We start from the raw sequence: 19341 nt of genomic DNA, 5'->3' as shown, positions 1-19341 counted from the left end.
AGTTCTCCGGAAAGGAAAATTCTAATTGGCATCAAAACCTTCCTCTTTACGCGTTTACGCGGTCGCTCATCATTGAATTGGCCTCTAGAGTTTTTTTAACATTACAGCATTATAAAATCTCGGGGTGGGGGCGGGTCTTCCGCCTCGGTTTAGTTTTTGGCAAGGACGTGCTGATAGTCGCCGATTTTGATCCGAAGGTTGAACTGTAATATTTAATATTGACGGTTTGGATAATCCTTACAAAATGTAGGAATGATTAATGATATAATAGATATCTCATGAAATTATTTCAAAAATTAGGTGTGGCAAAATGTTAGATAACGCCAAATTCCGTTATCCGGAAGAAAAAATTCTGATTGGCTAGACCGCAATAGGTCTGTCTAAAAAGATATTGACAAATCCATATAGCAGAAGTATGCTGTCACTGTAACTAAATTGTCCTCGTTAGGTGAGGCTCCTATACAAACATAGGCCACTGCCCGGAAATATCGAAAGATGCCAATGGGTAGAACAGGAATTGCCGGATTAAGGCTCTTCTTAAGGTGGCTAAGGGAAATCCCTTTACGTTGTATAGTGCCAAAACTGGACTAGGGGGAACCGGTTTGTTTCGTCGTGACTTATGCCCCTGGGACCAATCCTAGGGGCTTTTCATATTTATGTACTAAGGGGGGACTGGAGATGGACAGCGGCAGTCGAATGTGCAGTTTATTGAATGACCGGGATTGCTTTGTCAGGCAGGAAGCTTGCCGTTCCTTTCATCGCGGGCGGGGTCTGTCTATTTTCAGATGTCTTCATGACATTATGACAGGACACAGACCCTGATGATGAAGAAGGAATTCGGCACTCTCCTTGTCTAAAGAGGAGAGTTTTTTTATTTGCCAAGATTGGGGGGTTATCCGTGCAATGGAATCTTAACAACAATGTGAACCGGAGAATCAGATTCGGCTGGGCGGATGTCCTGGTCATTTTCCTGTTACTATCGATGCTTTATGCCGCGGTAAAACTGGGTTCGGGCATGCACGAACCGTTATCGCTGAAACAACAGCCGGCTTTGAGCCCTGATCCCAGATGGCTTCCTTACTATGCAGGGCGGTCGCTGCTTCGAATGTTTATCGCTTTTGCAGCGTCCTTGATCTTTACTTTCATTTATGGCCGTATTGCGGCGTATAACAAGACATTGGAAAAATTCATGATTCCGGCTGTAGATATTCTGCAATCCGTACCTGTACTTGGATTTCTATCGGCCACTGTGCTTGCTTTCATGTCGTTGTTTCCGGGAAGCCTGCTTGGCGTGGAATGCGCATCAATCTTCGCCATTTTTACCGGTCAAGTGTGGAATATGACGTTCAGCTTCTATCATTCCCTTAAAACGATTCCCCGCGAGCTGAATGAAGCGGCTTTAATAAACCGGTTAGGCGCATGGCATCGATTCAGCAAATTGGAAGTTCCGTTTTCCATGATCGGCTTGATTTGGAACAGCATGATGTCTTTCGGCGGAGGCTGGTTCTTTCTCGCGGCCAGCGAGTCCATCAGCGTTCTGAATCAAGATATCCGTTTGCCGGGAATCGGATCTTACATGGCCTTGGCAGCGGATGAGGGGAATATCAAGGCGATTCTATACGCGATCGTGACGATGCTTGTTTTGATCGTCGTTGTCGATCAATTATTCTGGCGCCCGATTATTGCATGGAGTCAAAAATTTAAGAATGAACAAACGGAAGCAAGCGAAGTTCCGACTTCATGGGTATTTGACATTTTGAAAAGGGCGCGATTTGTACAATTGCTCAAGCAAAACATCCAGATGTTCTTTCGTGATTCGTTCATTGGTCTCGTGAAAATAGGGTCGCAAATGAGTCTTCCGTATTTTTCGGCACGACTCAAGCGTATTATGAAATGGGGACTTGCGCTTGTTGGAGCCGCATTTGTTTTGAAATATGTTTACGAAGGCATGCTTGAGATGATCCAGTTGAGCTGGGATGCGGTAATTCACGTTGTCGTCCTTGGGATTCTGACAGCATCGAGAGTGTTGGTTTCCACACTTCTGGCTGTCATCTGGACGCTGCCTGTCGGTGTTTTTATCGGCACGAATCCGCGTCTTTCGCGTATTGTGCAGCCGATTGTGCAAGTTTTAGCTTCTTTTCCCGCCAACATGGCGTTTCCTATTATTACAATTCTCTACTTGAAGCTGGGAATCTCAATGGAAATTGGAGCAATCCCTCTGATGATGCTGGGTACGCAATGGTATGTGTTGTTCAACGTCATTGCCGGAGCAACGGCCATTCCCTCCGATCTTAAGGAAGCTGCCGTCATTCTGAAGTTGACACGCTGGCTAACCTGGAAAAAGTTAATTCTTCCGGCAGTTTTTCCGTTTCTCGTGACAGGCTGCATAACGGCAAGCGGGGGCGCATGGAACGCCAGCATTGTTTCTGAAATCGTATCCTGGAAAGATAAAAATCTAAAAGCAACCGGACTGGGCTCGTTTATAGCCCAAGCGACAACGAGCGGGAATTGGCCGGAAATCATCTGGGGGATAATTGTCATGTGCCTGCTGGTTGTTATCGTGAATCGATTGGTATGGCGCAAGCTTTATGCGTTGTCCGAGAACAAATACCACTTGGATTAGAGGTGTCGATCATGAAAAAAGCGCTGATTGAATTGCAACAAATCAGCAAGCGTTATGATTTGCCGAATCAAGCCAATGTGAGCATCCTGGAGGATATAAACATCAACATTATGGAAGGAGAATTAGTTTCAATCCTTGGACCATCGGGTTCGGGCAAATCGACCCTGCTTCGCATCATAGCCGGTCTAGTCTCCCCTTCGCAAGGTTTGGTGCTATATAACGGAAAACCGATTGTCGGCACGAATCCGGGCATTGGTATGGTATTTCAGTCTTTTGCTTTATTTCCTTGGTTAACGGTTCTTGAAAATGTAAAACTTGGGCTTCAGAACAGACTGCTGCGGGAAGAAGAAAAAATACGCAAAGCACTCTCCGTTATCGATATGATCGGGCTTGACGGATTTGAAGGGGCCTATCCCAAAGAATTATCGGGAGGAATGCGCCAGCGTGTAGGCATAGGCCGCGCTTTAGTGATGGAGCCGGATATTCTTCTCATGGACGAACCATTCTCGGCGCTTGACGTGTTGACGGCGGAAAACTTAAAGCGTGATTTGCTGGAATTGTGGACGGAGAAAAAAATCCCGACCAAAAGCATTATTATGGTAACGCACAGTATCGAAGAAGCGGTCTATATGTCGGATCGGGCCATTGTCTTGTCAAGAGACCCCGCCCGCGTAATCTCCGATATTTCCGTTTCCATTCCGCATTGGCGTGATAAACAAGACTCTCTATTCACGTCGCTGGTTGATCGCATTTATTCCATCTTGACTAAACGTGAAATTAAACCAATCGATACATCCGGTGATCTGAAAAAGAAAATGGAAAAGGTTCCAAGGGTTCCTGCCGGGGCACTAACCGGATTTATTGAATTGATCGACGATCTCGGCATTGAAGTGGATTTATACAAGCTGGCGGATCAATTAAGTCTGGATCTGGAAGACTTTCTGCCTATTGTCGAAGCCGTGCAAATTCTTGGATTTGCCGCAATTCATCGAGGCGATATCGAATTAACCGACACAGGGCACCAATTTGCGAACGCAAGCGTTCTCCATCGGAAAGAAATATTCAGAGCACAGGCGCAGCAGCGCGTGCCCATGATGGGGAAAATCATATGGGTTTTGCATTCGAAGTCAAACAACAAGATGGAACGGGAATTTTTCGTGGAGATTTTCGAGAAGCATTTTGGCGCGGAAGAAGCAGCTCATCAATTGGACATCTTAATCGATTGGGGCCGGTACGCGGAATTATTCGCTTATGATGAGAAAGCAAAAGTCCTATATTTAGAGCAGGAGTCCGCAGCAACGATGGATTGATAAAGATAAACAAATCAATTGCTCATATTAATTAACGCTCATTCATATCATATTCCATAGAATAGATTGCTAGTTTGAAAGGGAGAAAAGCATGAATCTATGGATGAAGCCTTATGTGCGTCTTGTTCTTCTGTTAATAATTGCCATTCTGGCAGCTGGCGGAGAGGTTCTGTTTGCGGGAGGATTTCATTCAGAGATTCCTGCTGCTTCATCGGCGACGCAGCCGTTGTCTAAACAGATGAATGAACCGCAAACCCCGAAACAAAAAATTGCCGCGGAAAAGCCGGGTAGAAAAGTTGTATCGATTGCGGAAATGGATGGCAGCAGCACCGGTTTGAAGAACAGTGAACGATGGGCGGTATTGCATGGACAAAAAAATGTGCGTTTGTTTCCCGATTCCAGCAAGCCGGTCATTTTGGCTGCCGGGTTCGGAATGGAATTTCCGGTTCTCGCCCAAAAAAATGGATGGTTGGAAATCCGCATTGACCGCAATCAAAAAGGCTGGCTACAAGCTTCCGGAATTTCCGTAATAACCAGACCGGCTGAACAGCAAGTCGTGGATTTGCAAACTGACTCTGTTTTAAGATCGGGGCCGGATACGTATTTTGATCGTGTAAAAACGCTGGAGCATGAATCTTCTTCTTTTATCCCGCTAGAATTAAACGGCCGATGGCTGAAGGTAGAGCAGATTGAAAATCAGCAAATTTTTTGGACGGCCATGAGCAATGTGAAGGGGTGGAGAGGAGAAGAACTTGTTCTGCCTGCAATGTCGCGGACAAGCCAAGCAGCAGAAAAATTCCAAACCAATCGGACTTTGTTCGGCAAGACGGTGGTTATTGATCCCGGACACGGCGGAGAAGACAGCGGCGCCATTGCGGGCGGACTGCCGGTTTACGAAAGGGATTTGAATTTGGCGGCAGCGAAAGTATTGAGCCGAAAATTGTCCTCTGCCGGGGCCAGGGTCATCATGACCCGAACATCCGATGACCAAACGGTGTCGTTGCAGGATCGGGTCGATGTCTCTAACAAGGTAAAAGCGGATGCGTTTGTCAGCATTCATCAAAATATATACCCGGAGAATCCGTCTGTCAGCGGTTCGATTACCTTTTATAATCATGCACCCTCGAAGGAGCTTGCATTGGATATACAGCATTCGCTGACAGGCGCCTTAACAACGAGTGAGAATCAGGATCATGTTCAAAATGAAGAGCTCTTTGTGCTGAGGGAAAACAAACAGCCGGCGGTGCTGGTTGAAGGCTGCTTTTTATCGAATCCGCAAGAAATGAAGGACAGTATTTTTCCCGATTATCATGAACAACTGGCCGCAGGCATCTTTCATGGGCTGCTGCATTATTTTTCAAATCATTAAGGACGCGCGACAAAATAAGTTCCCACTTTTGTTGGCAAAATATCAAGGGCATCAGCCCGATATCCATCGCAATGTTCTCAAAAATCTGCAGGGTTAATATGGAAATGATCCCGATAATTAATATGGCTCCGGTCGCGATCTGCTGAATAAGCAAACGGAATGTACCCGTTATTAATGTAATTTCCCTTTTAAAGCAGGAGCAATATTCCTAAGCCATAGAACCACCAAGATAGTCTGCCGTTTCAGATTCGATAATCAATCAAGGACAAAATAAGCATGGCAGTTAAAAATACCGCAAAAAAATCAGGTTGTTTTTATAAAGTCCCGTCATTTGAGAATGAACTGTCTTGTGCATAGCTTCTTTATTTGGATTGGTTTTGTTTTTGGGCTTTACCTTCCGTATTCGGCTGCACTATCCCATTGTTCTTGTGGCCCTCCATCTTATCTCCATTATTGTGACATTTGTATTGTTTACTTTGGCGGTGATCCAGTCCTTCAATAACGTGCCCCCTTCCTTTTTTTCAGTACTTTTTGCTGTTTTCTTATGTTATCTTCATGATCACTTTCGGTACCGGGCTATTTTTCTTTTTGAAATACGACTTGAGAAGAAAAGTCATGAGCGAGCAAAAAATTTTTTTCCATTTGATCATGGCTTCGCTTGCCTTTGCATTTTTCATTTCCAGCATGGCGTTGTCAATTAAGGATTTGAATGCCCCGAAGCAGAATCATTCAAGTGCAGCTTGGTACAACTTTCATAAGCATCAGCCATATGCGACGGTAAAAGCATTTCGGGCTTTGTTGGGAAGCGAAGGGGTGGATACCGTTTTATCGTTTTGAATCATGATGCCCCGTTCGCTCCTCTTGAGCAGAGGATTGCGGTTGTTTACCCGGAGATTGTAAAAGGTCATTTTGCCATAGTTGGCCAAGGGGCCTGTTCGTCCGTCGAACGCGGCGGCCTCCATGATCCATTCCGCAGAAGCCGCCGGTCCGTTATAAGTTCTAACTATTCTGAACCTCCATTTTTTTGTTAGATTGCGAAGCAGCATCGACCACTTGTTGCCGGACAGTTTGTTGATTTTGGCGTACATGCGGTCGCCTGAAGAAACCGGATAGGGGATTCTCTTCTCCGCCGCAGGGAGAATTTCCCACCAAGCGTAATAGACGCATGAACCGTTTTCGTGATCTTGTTCGGTTCCGATTTGGATCAAGGACTTATTGTGAAACCCGTCGATTCCGATCCATGCGGAAGAGTAGGTGTTTTTTTTAGCGGGCGCTACCTTCGGGACAACCCAATAGCCGGAAATGCTGTGGAATGCGTTTTTTTTTGACTTATTCCTCGCGTAACCCGACCAATTGTTCGAGGTCCAGTCAGGGCTGATCGATGTACCGCTGGGTTTGAATTTTTTTGTATCTGAAGAAATGAGTTTACAGGGTGCGGAGCCTTTGAAGGATTTATGTTGCAATATGTTTCCCCCCTTTCGTAAAGACCTTGATATATATGATGCAAACGAAAAGCATGTGAAAGTGACAAACTGACCGATTTCAGCTTTTTGTGCGGATTGTTCAGGGGATTCCCGATAATCATTGGGTCAAGTGTCACGATTTATGGATTTTGAATAGACTGGATTAAATTTAAAATTAGGATTGGAGGTATTTAGCGGATGGCTTATTTTTACCCATCTTATATGTACCCGTATAGCCAATATCCTCAAGCGGTTAATCCATATTCTTATTCGTATCCTGCATACTATGGGGGCTACCCTCCGGCAGGTTGGCAACAAGGGTATTTGGCCGGTTTTTATGCCGGAGGTCATTTGGGCGGCGGTCAGGGACTTGGCATTCACGCCGGAGCTCATTTGGGAGGCGTAAACGGCCTTGGTGTTTACGGCGGGGGTCAGCTCGGAGGCGGGCACGGCCTTGGTGTTTATGGCGGCGGTCAGGCTGGAGGAGGATACGGCCTTGGTGTTTACGGCGGGGGTCAGCTCGGAGGCGGGCATGGCCTTGGTGTTCATGCCGGCGGTCAGGTCGGAGGCATGAACGGGCTCGGTATTCATGCAGGAGGTCAAATCGGCGGCGGTTACGGTGTCGGTTTTGATGTCGGCGGGAATATTGGCGGCCACACCGGGCATTTTGGCGTGCATGTCGGCGGCAACAATGACAACGATGACAACGATGACAACGATGACAACAATGACAACAATGACAACAATGACATCAATGACATCAATGACATCAATGCTGTCAAGAAGAAATGGTCAAGTCCGCAAAAAAAACCTGAATAGCGCTGTGGTTAAGCTGCAAATAACACCCACAAATGGGGTCAGACAATAAGTGTTTGATCCTTTTTTTTCTGCAATAGATACCCCCAAATTCGACTATATATAACAAATTTCACCGTTGACAAAAAGAATGTCCGCATAATAAAAGCAAAATTAAATTTTTTCGAAAATCGCGAAAGCGCATACATAGCCGATTCTCCGAAAGACGCGGCCGATCAGGCTGAGATCGTCATGGTCAGTCTTCCAACGCCGTCAATTGTTCGCGAAGTCGCATTGGGAGAAGCGGGACTCATCCACGGGAGGCAAATCCGCACTTATGTCGATTTATCTACAACGGGGCAGAGCAAGGCGATTGAAATCGCAGCGCATTTTCATGACCGAAGGACGCCCCGGTCAGCGGCGGGGTTCCGGGGGCGAAGAACGGCACATTGGCTGTAATGGCGTCCGGGGAAAGGGCGGTCTTTGAGAAGATAAAACCCGTCCTGGAGGTGATTGGCCGCAACATTTTTTATGTAGGCGGTCAAATCGGCCAGGGTAAAGTCGTGAAAGTTGCGAACAACTTGTTGTCGGCCGCGGCGATGGCCATCACTTCGGAAGCTGTAATCCTGGGTCAAAAAGCAGAAATCGATCCGGCCGTCTTGATTTCCGTTTTTAATGCAAGCAGCGGCAGAAATACGGCGACAACGGATAAATTCCCGAAAGCTGTGTTGAACCGAAGCTTTGACTACGGGTTTAGCTCCGGATTAATGTACAAGGACGTCAAGCTCTGCATTGAATTGGCGGAAGAGCTTCAGCTGCCGATGTGGCTGGGAACCAGCGTCATGCAATTCTGGAAGTATATCGTTACGCAAGGCGGAGGGAATCGGGATTTCACCACCATCGTTCAATATTTGGAACGCATGTCGGGGATTCCGAATGAACTGAGCGGCGAATAGCGCAGCGGTTCGAAAAAGTTGATTTTGCGGGGGGAACTGAGCGATGTCTTTAGTGGAAATAACGTCTTGGCTGGCGAAAGTGCAAGGTGATGAAGAACTGCAGAATCTGCTCGGCTCGCATGCGTTTGCATTTCTTTTAAAGACGGGTGATGACAAATATTTATGGACAGTCGACAAGAAATCCGTGCAGGTTGACGACAAGCTTACGCTTGATCATGTTTGGGATTTTTCGATCCATATTCCCCAAACGGCATGGGAAAAGTTTTTGGCGCCGGTCGCTCCGGCCTTTCACAACACTCTGCAGGCGATGGTGGCAAAGGTCCAAGGGGTCGCCATCGAGGGGAACCGTTTGATTTGGGCGCAATCGATCGGCATTGTGGAAAGGATATTGTTTCTAGCCAGAGCCTTTGAAGTTCCGCCGGTCGATGGAGAAAGCGATTTTGCCCCGGAGTCGATCAAGGGGCATTACATTGCGATGCATGCGGATGGTGAGAAGTATGTGACCTATTACGAAGAGGCAGGCCAAGGCTATCCCGTCATTTTCCTGCATACGGCCGGCTCGGATTCGCGCCAATACAAACAATTATTGGGCAATCGGGAGCTACAAAAAAAATGGCGGATGATTGCGTTCGACTTGCCGTATCATGGGAAGTCGGAACCGCCGGACGGCTGGTGGAAAAAAACCTATCAATTGACAACGCATCTATATACGGAGTGGATTCTGGGATTTATGAAAGCGCTTGATCTTTATGATAAGAAGCCGATCATTTCCGGATCATCGATGGGGGGTGCAATTGTTCTTTACCTTGCGGGCCAATACGGGGAACTGTTTAAAGGAGTCATTTCTTTGGAGGGGGGATTTGGAACCGCAGGCAGAAAGATTTCTTGGACGAATCATTCGCAGGTGCATGCCGGCCAATTTCTGGCTTCATGGGTCGGCGGCCTGATGTCGCCGGAAAGCCCTGAATATTATCGGAGATTGGTGCTGTGGGAGTATGCGCAAGGGGGCCCGGGCGTCTATCAGGGAGATACCCATTTTTACAGCCATGACTTTCCCGAGGTTTCTCAAACAATCGGGAAAACGAAATGCCCTTTATGGATTTTGTGCGGCGATTATGATTACTCCTGCACCCCCGAAATGAGTGAAGAGGCTGCAAGGAGAATGGAAGGAACGTTCGTCAGAATGGAACGCATGGGTCATTTTCCGATGTCGGAAAATCCGAAGGGCTTCCTGAGATATTTTTTGCCGGTGCTTGAAGAGGCTTCCGGATAATCGATTAGGGGGCAATGCGATGAGCGATCAAACTTATGAAGTGTACGCGATTAAATATGCTACCAGAGAAGCAAAGGCCCATGAGCACTTTCACGGGAGCGCCGACCCTCACGAAAACTGCCCCATGCCGATGGACTACTTTATTTGGGTTGCCAAATCCGCTCAACATGCCATTGTGATTGACGCCGGATTTAATGAAGAAGTCGCCCGTAAAAGAAACCGCGATTTCCTCCGGTGCCCCGTTGAAATGTTAAGGGAAATCGGTGTTAAAGCCGAAGAGGTGCCTTCTGTCATTATTACGCATATGCATTATGATCATATCGGCAATCTGCCAAAATTCCCGCATTCCACATTCGTCCTGCAGGAAGCCGAGATGGCGTTTTGGACCGGAAAATACGTTTCCCGAAAGGCATTCAAGCACCTGGTTGAAGTGGAGGATGTCCTGCATTTGGTCAAAGAGAACTTTGAAGGGCGAATTCGCTTTGTATCCGGAAACGCGGAGATTGTCCCTGGCATTACCGTATATCAAGCAGGAGGGCATTCGGCGGGGCTGCAGTTTGTAAAAGTGCGGACGGAATCCGGCAATGTGATTCTGACTTCGGATGTCAGCCACTTTTATCGGAATATTGAAGAGGATCGTCCCTTTAGTGTCGTTCATGATTTGGCAAGCATGTATCATGCGTTCGACCTGGTCCGTTCCGTCAGTGATCCAACGTCCGTTCTCATCCCCGGCCATGATCCGAAGGTGATGGAGAGGTTTCCGGCTGCAAGCGCAGAGCTCGATGGCATTGTTGCAAAAATATCTTGAAAGAGGGGAATGCAATGATCAAGGCCATAGGGTTAAGCGTAAGCTTCGGAGCCATTAAAGCATTGAGCGATGTAACTTTTTCCATCGACAATGATTCCGAAATCTGCGGAATCATAGGACCCAATGGGGCGGGCAAATCGACTTTTTTATCGGTAATTGCCGGCGAAATCAATCCTACTGAAGGCTCCATTGCATTATTCGGCAGCACAATTAAGAAGCTGACTCCCGAAGCGGCGTGTCATTTGGGTATAGCCCGCACGTTTCAGATTCCCCGGCCCTTCTACGGCTTAACCGTAGAAGATAATGTCATTACAAGCGGTTTAAGCGCCATGAGTTTAAAGGATTCACGGTTGAAGGCTAAAGAGTTGCTGAAGCTTCTGAATATAGACAGGTACGCGTATGCAACCCCGAGATTCTGGCATTTTTTATCGGCTTTTTCATTTGCCGTTTGTCGGGACATTATTTTTCGCTGGTCACCTTTGTTTTCACCATCGGTATGGACGTGCTGTTCCGTTATTATGATAAGATTACCGGCGGGGATTATGGAATCAGCGTTCCTTTGCATTTGGAGCCTGCGGGCTTGCTGAATTTGTCCTGGGACAGCCAGCTGCCCTATTATTTTACGGCATTGACGGTTGTGATTGTCAGCCTTCTCGTGATTTGGGCCATTCTCCGTTCGAGCTTCGGTTACAAACTTTACGCCATCCGGGAAGACAGCAGGGCGGCAAAAGCGGTCGGCATCAACGTTTTTCGGATTCGCCTGATTACTTTTGTGGTCGGTTCCGGCTTAGCCTCTCTATCGGGCTCGGTGTATGTCAGCTATTACAAATTAATAGATCCGAGTACGGCGTTCAGTTTTAATACGGCCTTGAATCCGGTTATTTATTCGATTGCGGGCGGCGTCGGCAATTTGTTTGGCGGTATTCTGGGATCCGCCCTTTTGGTGCCCTTGTCTTCCTATTTGAATCGATTCGCGGAACATTTGCCGGGCTTGGACCGGGTCGTGTACGGCTTGCTGTTGATGATTTTCATCCTGCTGCTGCCCAAAGGAATCTTGGGGCTGATCAAAAACAATAAATCTAAAATAACCGAATACAAGGCTGCAGCCGAGCAATCTATAGAGGTGTGAGAGGGTTCATATCCTGCAAGTCTGTGCCATGAAGGTACGGGCTTTTTTTGATCCCGTCATCGTGTTCAGGAATAAGCGCCCAATCTAGGGTAATAATGACTATCATGAGAACAAGTCTTTAACCAAGGGTGTGGATCTTTTTTGTGCATTTTCTTGTCCGGATTGTTTGCGGGGGGAATGGCGGCTCTTATCCTACTCCTGTTATTCTATCGGCCTATTGTAAAATCGATTTTCGGCTCTTTTCTCAAACGTTTAATGATTGAACGCTATGAAGAGAATATTTGGGAAATGGTAACCGCATCAATACGATTAAACCCGATTATGAATGTTGAAAACAGTTTGCGGGCGGAAACCGGAAAAATCATCAAAAGACCGTTTGGCAGCCCGCGAAAATTTCTGAATTTCGATGGACTTATTTTTTCTCCGGCACAGCTTTCAGTGATGCCGACAGATGGAAAAGCATCGATTGATACCAAAATCATCATAGGTCCCTGCGCCAAAAAACCTTTACAGTTGAACATCCCCCTTTTATTGGGGGCGATGGGCTACGGGGTTGCGGTCAGCGAGAAGGTAAGAATTGCGCTGGCCAAAGGAACCGCTGCCGTGGGGACCGCCACAAATACGGGAGAGGGCGGTTTTTTGCCGGAAGATCGAAAACATGCCAAGCATCTGATTCTCCAGTACGGGAAAGCGAAGTGGTCGAAGGATCCGGAGATTTTAAAGCAAGCGGATGCCATTGAAATTCATATCGGACAAGGGGCGCATGCTTCCTCTTCGTCCAAAATCACGCCTCAGGATTTGCCGGGAAGAGCACGGGATATCATGGGATTGGAGCCCGGGGAAGATGCAGTTCTTCCGTCCCGGCACAAAGAGCTGAATAAAAAAGAAGATCTAAAAAATCTTGTTGAATACCTTCGGGATGCGGCAGGAGGCGTTCCTATCGGCATTAAACTTTGTGCAAGTCAAAGACTTGAGGAAGATCTTGAAAGCTGCATTCACGCCAAAGTTGATTTTATCTCGATAGACGGCGGACAAGCCGGAACCAAAGGCTCCCCGCCAATCCTCGAGGATGCCTTCGGGCTGCCAACGATCTATGCTTTATCCCGTGCTGTTCAATACTTGGAAAAAAGGGAGGTGAAGGATAAAATCAGCCTGCTGATCGGAGGGGGATTCTTCACGCCTGAAGATTGTCTGAAAGCACTTGCGCTTGGCGCCGATGCGGTTTATATGGCAACGGCTCCGTTATGGGCTATGACGCATATGCAGGTAACGAAGGCGATTCCTTTCGAGCCGCCGACGCAGCTCATTTATTATTCCGGAAAGCTGAAGGATGATTTTGATGAAGAAACGGCAGCCCATTACCTCCAAAATTTTTTCGTTTCGTTTGTGGAAGAGATGAAAACAGCGGTTGAAGCCCTCGGAAAAACGTCTATTCGTGAGGTTAACAGCAAGGATTTGGCCGCATTGGACGAGTTGACAAGCAAAGTGACCAAGGTCCCTTTGGCTTATCAGCAATAATTTTGCCGCAAGTGATTTTTGTAACAATTTGGAATTCACCTATCCGTTAAGATCAAGTTGGCAAATCAAGGAGGGAATTCCATGAGAAAAGTCGTTCGGGATCCGGACCTTATTAAGCGGCGCTGATCAGGTCCGATGTTTTATGTTCCATATTGTGACATACTTCGCTGCTCTTATAAGCTATAATCGGGCCAAGCCTGGGGATGGAAGCCCCCGGCTTTAAAAATCTCAATCGCTGCATGAGAGAAAGACCGTCCGTGAGACGGTCTTTTCCCGGTTTCAAAGGCGATCGCCAGGTTCCAACAGAATATACCCCCAGCCCTATTAAAACCCGATATACTCTTTTGCATCCTCGGGATTGGCAAATAAAATAATCTTATCGTCCAGCATCACCATTCGTCCATAGTGTGTAGACATTTCAACCTGGAAAAGATAAGGGTCAAAATCGCGTCCCAAAGCCTCGCTGATTTCCTTCATGTCGAATTCAATCTGCTGCGTTCCGTCAATTCGAATCATGGCGGGATAATGAGTGACTTTTATTCCCGGCTTTCCTTCCATGATATCTGCAATGACACGGCCTTCCACACTGTCGCTTAGTGTGACTCCGCATTTATTATTGAAGCTTTGCTCCAGTTTTTTCAAACTCATAATGCGACCCCCTTCAGTAATTCTAAACCAAGTGTTTTTAAAATGCTGTGAAAACGCTCTTGCGCTCTGCTATAAGCCGCAGGGAAGGTAGTTACCTTAACACGCGGTTGGGACCAGATCGGCTGCAGCTGCCTGGCCGCTTCCGCGCACAAGGGGACATACTTGCTCAACCATTCCTGAGCAGTCCGCTTGTTCTGATCTCCATATTTCGGGTCATTGAAGAAGCAATCAAACATTTCCACGCTGTACTCGAGATTTCGTTCAAAATCGCCTTCAGCGGTGGACACTATTGTCGGTGTGACAAAATCGCCGTGCGAAGCGGCATATTGCATCAAAAATCCGCTTCTGAACAATTCGCCGACCAAGGGCTCATACACCAGGTTGATCGCAAACACTTGTTCAGCCCAGTCGGTTGAAGCCGTAAAGGTTTCAACCACCTTGCGAACCCCCTGCCAGTGGTCGTTCTTCAACCAATTGTCTTTCCCGGCCGCTTCATCAATTCCGGCTTCTTCGGCAATATTCATGATATATAAGGCAATATCCTGGGCATAGCGCAGTTTGTCGGACGCATTGACGAGGATTGCATTATTGATCATTTGACTCATGCCGTCGCGCTGGGCGGATTGGAACACCATGCCCAAGCCGTATTCGGCATGCTTGGATGCGCTGAGATGGTTTTGCAGCATTTCGATCCAGCTGCGGTCCACATATTGGAATGCTTCTTCTGCTTTAGCGTTTTGAAGCGTTAAAATTATTTGTTTTTCGATAGCGGAAACACGGGTATAATGGGTTCGCTCCCATTCACCGTTCGGGTCGCGGAATTCATGCCAATTGGAGCTTTTGATCCTGGTCCATTTATCGCTGTACGCAGGCGTTCCATCCGGGAAGGAGATGATCCATCCCTGCAGCAGGTAACGCTCCGGGTCGGGCTGGACATCGACCGTTACGTTCTCATAAAGGGTGGCTTTACGTCCTTTGGGCTCAAAATAGTTGTATTTCCGACTGTTGCTGCCGGCAAAAGTCTTTGCGCCTGCTTCAGCAGATTGAATCGCATCATTTTCCATAGCAGCTTGATCTTTTCTCATTTCGCCTTCCTCCATTTTCTTATAAAATTCTTAATCGTAAGGAGAACGAATCTCCTTAATTGGAAGCAGGAACAAATTTGTCAAAGAAAATTCGATCTGAAGTGACGCCCTTCTCCTTAAGGACTTTGATAGCGGCATCAATCATCGGTGCGGGTCCGCATAGAAAGGCCTCTAAATCCCGCTGTGCCGGCGATGAATCGATGTGACGGGCCAAAACCTCTGTAATTAACCCCGTTTCCCCATCCCAGCTGTCTTTTTCCAACGGTTCCGAAAGCGCGGGGATGAATGTAAAGCCCTTCACCGTCTTTGCAAATTGTTCAAATTGCTCCAAATAAAACAGGTCGTTTTGAGTTCGGGCGCCGTAGAAAAAAGTGACATTTCGGTTGACCCTTTTTTCAATCATGTCATTCAAAATGGACCAAAGAGGAGCCATCCCCGAACCGCCGCCGAGAAGTATCATATCGCCCGTGCTTTCCTCGCGGCGAATGCAATTGCCATACGGCCCCTTTACGGTAAGCTCGTCGCCGGGCTTTAATCTTTGATCCAACAGAGTTGAAAATTTGCCGCCTTCGAAAATTTTAATCATGAATTCCAAGCGGGTCGCTTGACTTGGAGTATTCGACATCGAGTAGGAACGGTAAGTCTCTTCTCCCGGCAGGTAGATGTCGACGAATTGACCGGAATGGAATTTGATTTCCTCTGGAGCCTTCAATTGAAGCGTCAGCTTCCGAATATCATGCGTAAGATTCTCGATCTTCTCAACGACTGCGGAATAGGTCTTGATCGGCACCGACACTTTAAGCGCTTCAGCGTCAAATTGCAATAATTCAACGGTTAAGTCGCTGTATGCAAGAGTTTTGCATAAGAGTATATAGCCTTGTTCCCGTTCAAATTCATTCAGTGCAAAAGTGGAATAACGCTCCATTTCAATGTCGCCGTCAATCAGCATTGACTTACAGGTAGAGCATTGTCCCTCTTTGCATCCGTGCATCAATGCGATTCCCTGCCGAAAAGCCGCTTCAAGGACAGTTTCATCTTCTTCCACTTCCATTTCAATTCCTACAGGTTCCAGGGTTACCTTGTAAGTCATGGTTTGTTCCTCCCAACGCTGAACATCAGCCCCGAACATCGCATGAACGGGGCCGATGTTGACTCTGTCTTAATTGAAAAAACGAATATTCAGTTCAGCGGTTTAATAGTGAACCCGGCTCGATACTGTTCGATATGCTTTTTGCGCTCGTCGGGATTCATTGCTCTTAAATCCACAAGCGGGCTGCGCAGCTCGTAGCCCCGCACGTGATCCAGCGTCCACATTGCGCTGTCGTCAAAAATAAGATGCGGCTGCGGGATCAAGGTTTTTCCGTCGGGACGGACAAACCCGAGATCTTGAATGATGTCGGCCAAGTCCATTCCGTGATAGACTTCTTCCCATTGTCTTCTGCCGCTGAAACGTCCCATGGACGGGGTGGGACGCCCGTTATAGTTATCGGCGAAGGCCACTTTATGAGTCCAGCGGCATTGTTCGGAGCAGTAAGTGTACAGCTCGCCGTCGACTTCATCGACAATAAAGTCTTCTCGGATCAGGCAGGGAACTAAACAGCTCCAGCAGCGGTGCGGATAGACGTAGCCCGTATCCGCAAATGGGATAGGCGTGCTTCCGGGCTTGGATAGCTCCCGATAATGATCCCACCAAACTCCGAATTCGTTGTACCAGCCCGGATATTTTGCTTCGAACCACTCGTAATCATACTCGTTCAGCGGATCAATTCTCCAAAAGTTTACCGGCCAGCCGGTAGCGAAGAATTGCGCCACCTTATGAACGTAATTTTTCTTTGTAATTCGATCCCATGCAGCCTGAACGTCATCATGGTGAATTTTCAAACCGTATTTTTCGAGAGGAATCAAATAGCTTCGATAATAGTCTTCATAAATCCATTTCTCCCACAAATCGGCATACGATTCCCTGTTTTTACGGCGATCTTTGGTTCCATATTCAATAATTGTGCCGATGGCGGCATCGACAATCGCATGATTTTGCCAGAAGGCGTAGCGGATGTCGCGTTCCAGCAAATCATGGTTTTCCGGTTCGTTGAGGACCATCATCAATGTGCCGTAGCCGTTGTTGATGTGCCGCGATTCGTCGGATTGTACTGACAGGAAGATGGAGGGAAGCGCATAGTCGCCATTTGCAGCCGCTTCCGAAGGCATGGCGACAAACAGCGTATTGGTGAAAGCGGTTTCAGCAATAATCTGCAAGTAAATATTTGCTGCCGTGATCGTGTCGCCGGTGATGAAGCCCTCGCCAAATTGACGTCCGATGGTGGTTGCATAGCATTTGCCAAATGCTTTTTGGGTGATGTCAAAACCGGCGGGATCAATGTAGTTTTCCATGTACCACTTCTTCAAATTCATTTGAATAGTAGAGTGCCGGAACTCATCAATCATTTGCATGGTGTAGCCATTCTTCAGCTCATCATTAGGCACTACATTGCTGAGCAAAGCCATGGAGCGGGATGCCGAAATCTCCGGGAATGGAATGATCGCCAAAAACAGCTTCATCCATTCAATCCAGCGCGGCTCCGCATTTCGGAACATGTTTCCGCGCAGAGCGGCGTCCATTGCGCCGTATACCCGGTTGTCTTTCTCCTCTTCCATAAAGAAGTAAGACTGCAAAACTTGTTTCATTGTATCCTTGGGGGCTTTGGAAAATTTATAATCCGTAGGATACTTGATTGCTTCCTGAGCATAGTCAGGCGTCCATGCCAAGTCTTTCACGCGCTGATGAGCTTCGCTGATGCTCATATTGCGCTGAGACTTGATTTTTGACAAAGATATCGACATATCAGCTTCCTCCTTGTTTATTCGTTTTTGAAAAGAACGGTTTTATCCGGACTCTTTTCATTGAAGGAATATATGCAAATCCGATGCCAATTTGTGAACGGCCGGGAATTGCGCTGAATTTCCCCAAATCAGGTTGTGAGGTGTACCAGTCTGCTTGCTACACAGTTTTAAAAAACAACACTTTTGTAGCAATTTGCGACAGTCGGAGCAAAGCTTTTTCGGGTCATGTTTTAACAAGCCAATTCACGCGCAGAGTTAACAACTTTTTAAATTTTGGCATATTTATTGCTTTTTTAAAGTAAATTACATCAATCGAAAATGCATCCTGTCCATCAACTCCAAAAAGCGGGTGCATGACCGATAAGGATGTAATCCGAAAAAATATATTGAGAGAGGAGGCGGGCGTGCAGGTTTGCTCAAAAGGCTTAAGCCTATCGGGAACGACAGCGCTTTCAAAAAAATAGAAAGTTGAACGGAGGTTGTCAAAGATGTACAGGACAAAAAATGGCGAAGAAATTTTTGTGATTGACTCCCATATCGCTTTGTGGGATGGAAGCCCGGAAAATCAATTGAACGTTCACGGCGCTCAATTTATCAATTGCTTTTACGATTACCACAAGAATCTCAGTCCCGAGGAATGGGTATGGCCCAAAGAAAAATACTTGAAATACGATGAGGAGACTCTGGTTCACGATATTTTTAACAAGGGCTATGTCGACATGGCCATTTTCCAGCCTGTTTACTTGAAAGAATTTTATAAGAATGGCTTCGGAGACGTTGAAAAAAACAGCAGGCTGGCTCAAAAATACCCGGGCCGCTTCATCAGCAACGGAACCTTTGATCCGCGTGCAGGAGAACGGGGTCTGGAATATCTTGAATACTTGGCAGAGGAGCATGGAATCAAGGGCGTCAAATTATATACGGCTGAATGGAACGGCAACTCCAAGGGATATAAATTGACCGATCCGTGGGCGCAAAAATATTTGGAGAAATGCGAGCAATTGGGAATCATTAACATTCATGTCCATAAAGGCCCCACGATCACACCTCTTAACCGGGATGCCTTCGATGTGGCGGATATTGATGATGCTGCGTCCAGTTTTCCGAATTTGAATTTTATTGTGGAACACGTCGGTCTGCCCAGATTGGAAGACTTCTGCTGGATTGCCACTCAGGAGGCCAACGTTTACGGCGGCTTGGCGGTTGCAATGCCTTTCATTCATTCTCGCCCGCGTTATTTCGCAGAAATTATGAGTGAATTGATCTATTGGCTGGGAGCGGATCGGCTGCTTTTTGGAAGCGATTATGCGATTTGGGAGCCTAAGTGGTTGATAGATAAATTTATGGATTTTGAATTGCCAGAGGATATCCAAAAGGAAACCGGGGCGGAGCTGACACTTGAAGTGAAAAAGAAGATTTTGGGCGAGAATGCTGCGGCTCTGTACGGAATCGACATTGAGAAGCAAAAGGAAATGCTCAAGAACGATCAGCTGGCCGTTGCCAATTAATTTTCGTAAATTGAG

The 19341-nt window shown here is 47.0% G+C and carries 16 protein-coding genes, 1 pseudogene and 1 riboswitch; of the genes and pseudogenes, 12 read left to right on the top strand and 5 right to left on the bottom strand.

What is annotated here, in order from left to right:
• Positions 1–433 precede the first annotated feature (433 nt).
• Positions 434–602: riboswitch (M-box (ykoK) riboswitch) on the top strand.
• Positions 603–898: 296 nt separating this feature from the next.
• The 3 genes from VF724_RS00450 to VF724_RS00440 all read left to right on the top strand — a co-directional run bounded on the left by VF724_RS00450 (position 899) and on the right by VF724_RS00440 (position 5302).
• Positions 899–2623: an ABC transporter permease gene (locus VF724_RS00450; protein ID WP_371752243.1), complete on the top strand. Its 1725-nt coding sequence runs from the start codon at positions 899–901 to the stop codon at positions 2621–2623.
• 11 nt (positions 2624–2634) lie between these two features.
• Positions 2635–3933: an ABC transporter ATP-binding protein gene (locus VF724_RS00445; protein ID WP_371752242.1), complete on the top strand. Its 1299-nt coding sequence runs from the start codon at positions 2635–2637 to the stop codon at positions 3931–3933.
• A 91-nt stretch (positions 3934–4024) separates the two neighbouring features.
• Positions 4025–5302 (top strand): N-acetylmuramoyl-L-alanine amidase family protein, encoded by a 1278-nt coding sequence (locus VF724_RS00440; protein ID WP_371752241.1) that lies wholly within the window; start codon positions 4025–4027, stop codon positions 5300–5302.
• Between the two features lie 761 nt (positions 5303–6063).
• Here the strand turns inward: VF724_RS00440 and VF724_RS00435 are convergent.
• Positions 6064–6765: a G1 family glutamic endopeptidase gene (locus VF724_RS00435; RefSeq protein WP_371752240.1), complete on the bottom strand. Its 702-nt coding sequence runs from the start codon at positions 6763–6765 to the stop codon at positions 6064–6066.
• 198 nt (positions 6766–6963) lie between these two features.
• Here VF724_RS00435 and VF724_RS00430 point away from each other — a divergent pair, with 198 nt between their 5' ends.
• The 8 genes and pseudogenes from VF724_RS00430 (at position 6964) to VF724_RS00395 (ending at position 13244) form a co-directional block, all read left to right on the top strand.
• Positions 6964–7584, top strand: coding sequence for a hypothetical protein (locus tag VF724_RS00430; protein ID WP_371752239.1), 621 nt, complete (start codon positions 6964–6966; stop codon positions 7582–7584).
• Between the two features lie 87 nt (positions 7585–7671).
• Positions 7672–8039 (top strand): annotated as a pseudogene (locus tag VF724_RS00425) (NAD(P)-binding domain-containing protein); the annotation flags it as partial.
• Complete coding sequence (locus VF724_RS00420; protein ID WP_371752457.1) at positions 8019–8516, top strand: NAD(P)-dependent oxidoreductase; 498 nt, start codon at positions 8019–8021, stop codon at positions 8514–8516. The pseudogene VF724_RS00425 and the gene VF724_RS00420, both read left to right, overlap by 21 nt.
• Before the next feature lie 43 nt (positions 8517–8559).
• Positions 8560–9789, top strand: coding sequence for an alpha/beta fold hydrolase (locus tag VF724_RS00415; protein ID WP_371752238.1), 1230 nt, complete (start codon positions 8560–8562; stop codon positions 9787–9789).
• A 19-nt stretch (positions 9790–9808) separates the two neighbouring features.
• The gene (locus tag VF724_RS00410) at positions 9809–10597 is read left to right on the top strand and encodes an N-acyl homoserine lactonase family protein (RefSeq protein WP_371752237.1); all 789 of its coding nucleotides are present in this window, start codon (positions 9809–9811) and stop codon (positions 10595–10597) included.
• A gap of 14 nt (positions 10598–10611) precedes the next feature.
• Positions 10612–11184 carry an ATP-binding cassette domain-containing protein gene (locus VF724_RS00405; RefSeq protein ID WP_371752236.1) on the top strand — a complete coding sequence of 191 codons (573 nt, stop codon included), beginning with the start codon at positions 10612–10614 and terminating at the stop codon, positions 11182–11184.
• Positions 11067–11726 carry a branched-chain amino acid ABC transporter permease gene (locus tag VF724_RS00400; protein WP_371752456.1) on the top strand — a complete coding sequence of 220 codons (660 nt, stop codon included), beginning with the start codon at positions 11067–11069 and terminating at the stop codon, positions 11724–11726. Before VF724_RS00405 ends, VF724_RS00400 begins: the two co-directional genes overlap by 118 nt.
• 177 nt (positions 11727–11903) lie before the next feature.
• Positions 11904–13244 (top strand): FMN-binding glutamate synthase family protein, encoded by a 1341-nt coding sequence (locus VF724_RS00395; protein WP_371752235.1) that lies wholly within the window; start codon positions 11904–11906, stop codon positions 13242–13244.
• A gap of 324 nt (positions 13245–13568) precedes the next feature.
• On the opposite strand, the gene mimD is transcribed toward VF724_RS00395, so the two are convergent.
• From mimD to VF724_RS00375, 4 genes are all read right to left on the bottom strand, one after another.
• On the bottom strand, positions 13569–13892 hold the full coding sequence (mimD, locus tag VF724_RS00390) for a propane 2-monooxygenase effector subunit MimD (RefSeq protein ID WP_371752234.1): 324 nt from the start codon (positions 13890–13892) through the stop codon (positions 13569–13571).
• Positions 13889–14977 (bottom strand): ferritin family protein, encoded by a 1089-nt coding sequence (locus VF724_RS00385; protein WP_371752233.1) that lies wholly within the window; start codon positions 14975–14977, stop codon positions 13889–13891. The genes mimD and VF724_RS00385 overlap by 4 nt, the downstream gene beginning before the upstream one ends.
• Before the next feature lie 55 nt (positions 14978–15032).
• Complete coding sequence (locus VF724_RS00380; protein ID WP_371752232.1) at positions 15033–16067, bottom strand: NADH:ubiquinone reductase (Na(+)-transporting) subunit F; 1035 nt, start codon at positions 16065–16067, stop codon at positions 15033–15035.
• An 89-nt stretch (positions 16068–16156) separates the two neighbouring features.
• Positions 16157–17818, bottom strand: coding sequence for an aromatic/alkene/methane monooxygenase hydroxylase/oxygenase subunit alpha (locus tag VF724_RS00375; protein ID WP_371752231.1), 1662 nt, complete (start codon positions 17816–17818; stop codon positions 16157–16159).
• Positions 17819–18306: 488 nt separating this feature from the next.
• On the opposite strand from VF724_RS00375, the gene VF724_RS00370 reads away from it, so the two are divergent.
• Entirely contained in the window at positions 18307–19326 is a 1020-nt protein-coding gene (locus tag VF724_RS00370; RefSeq protein WP_371752230.1) for an amidohydrolase family protein, read from the top strand.
• Positions 19327–19341 lie beyond the last annotated feature (15 nt).

Source organism: Ferviditalea candida (genome assembly GCF_035282765.1).
Lineage (GTDB): Bacteria > Bacillota > Bacilli > Paenibacillales > KCTC-25726 > Ferviditalea > Ferviditalea candida.
This window is presented reverse-complemented; position numbering and strand designations above follow the sequence as displayed.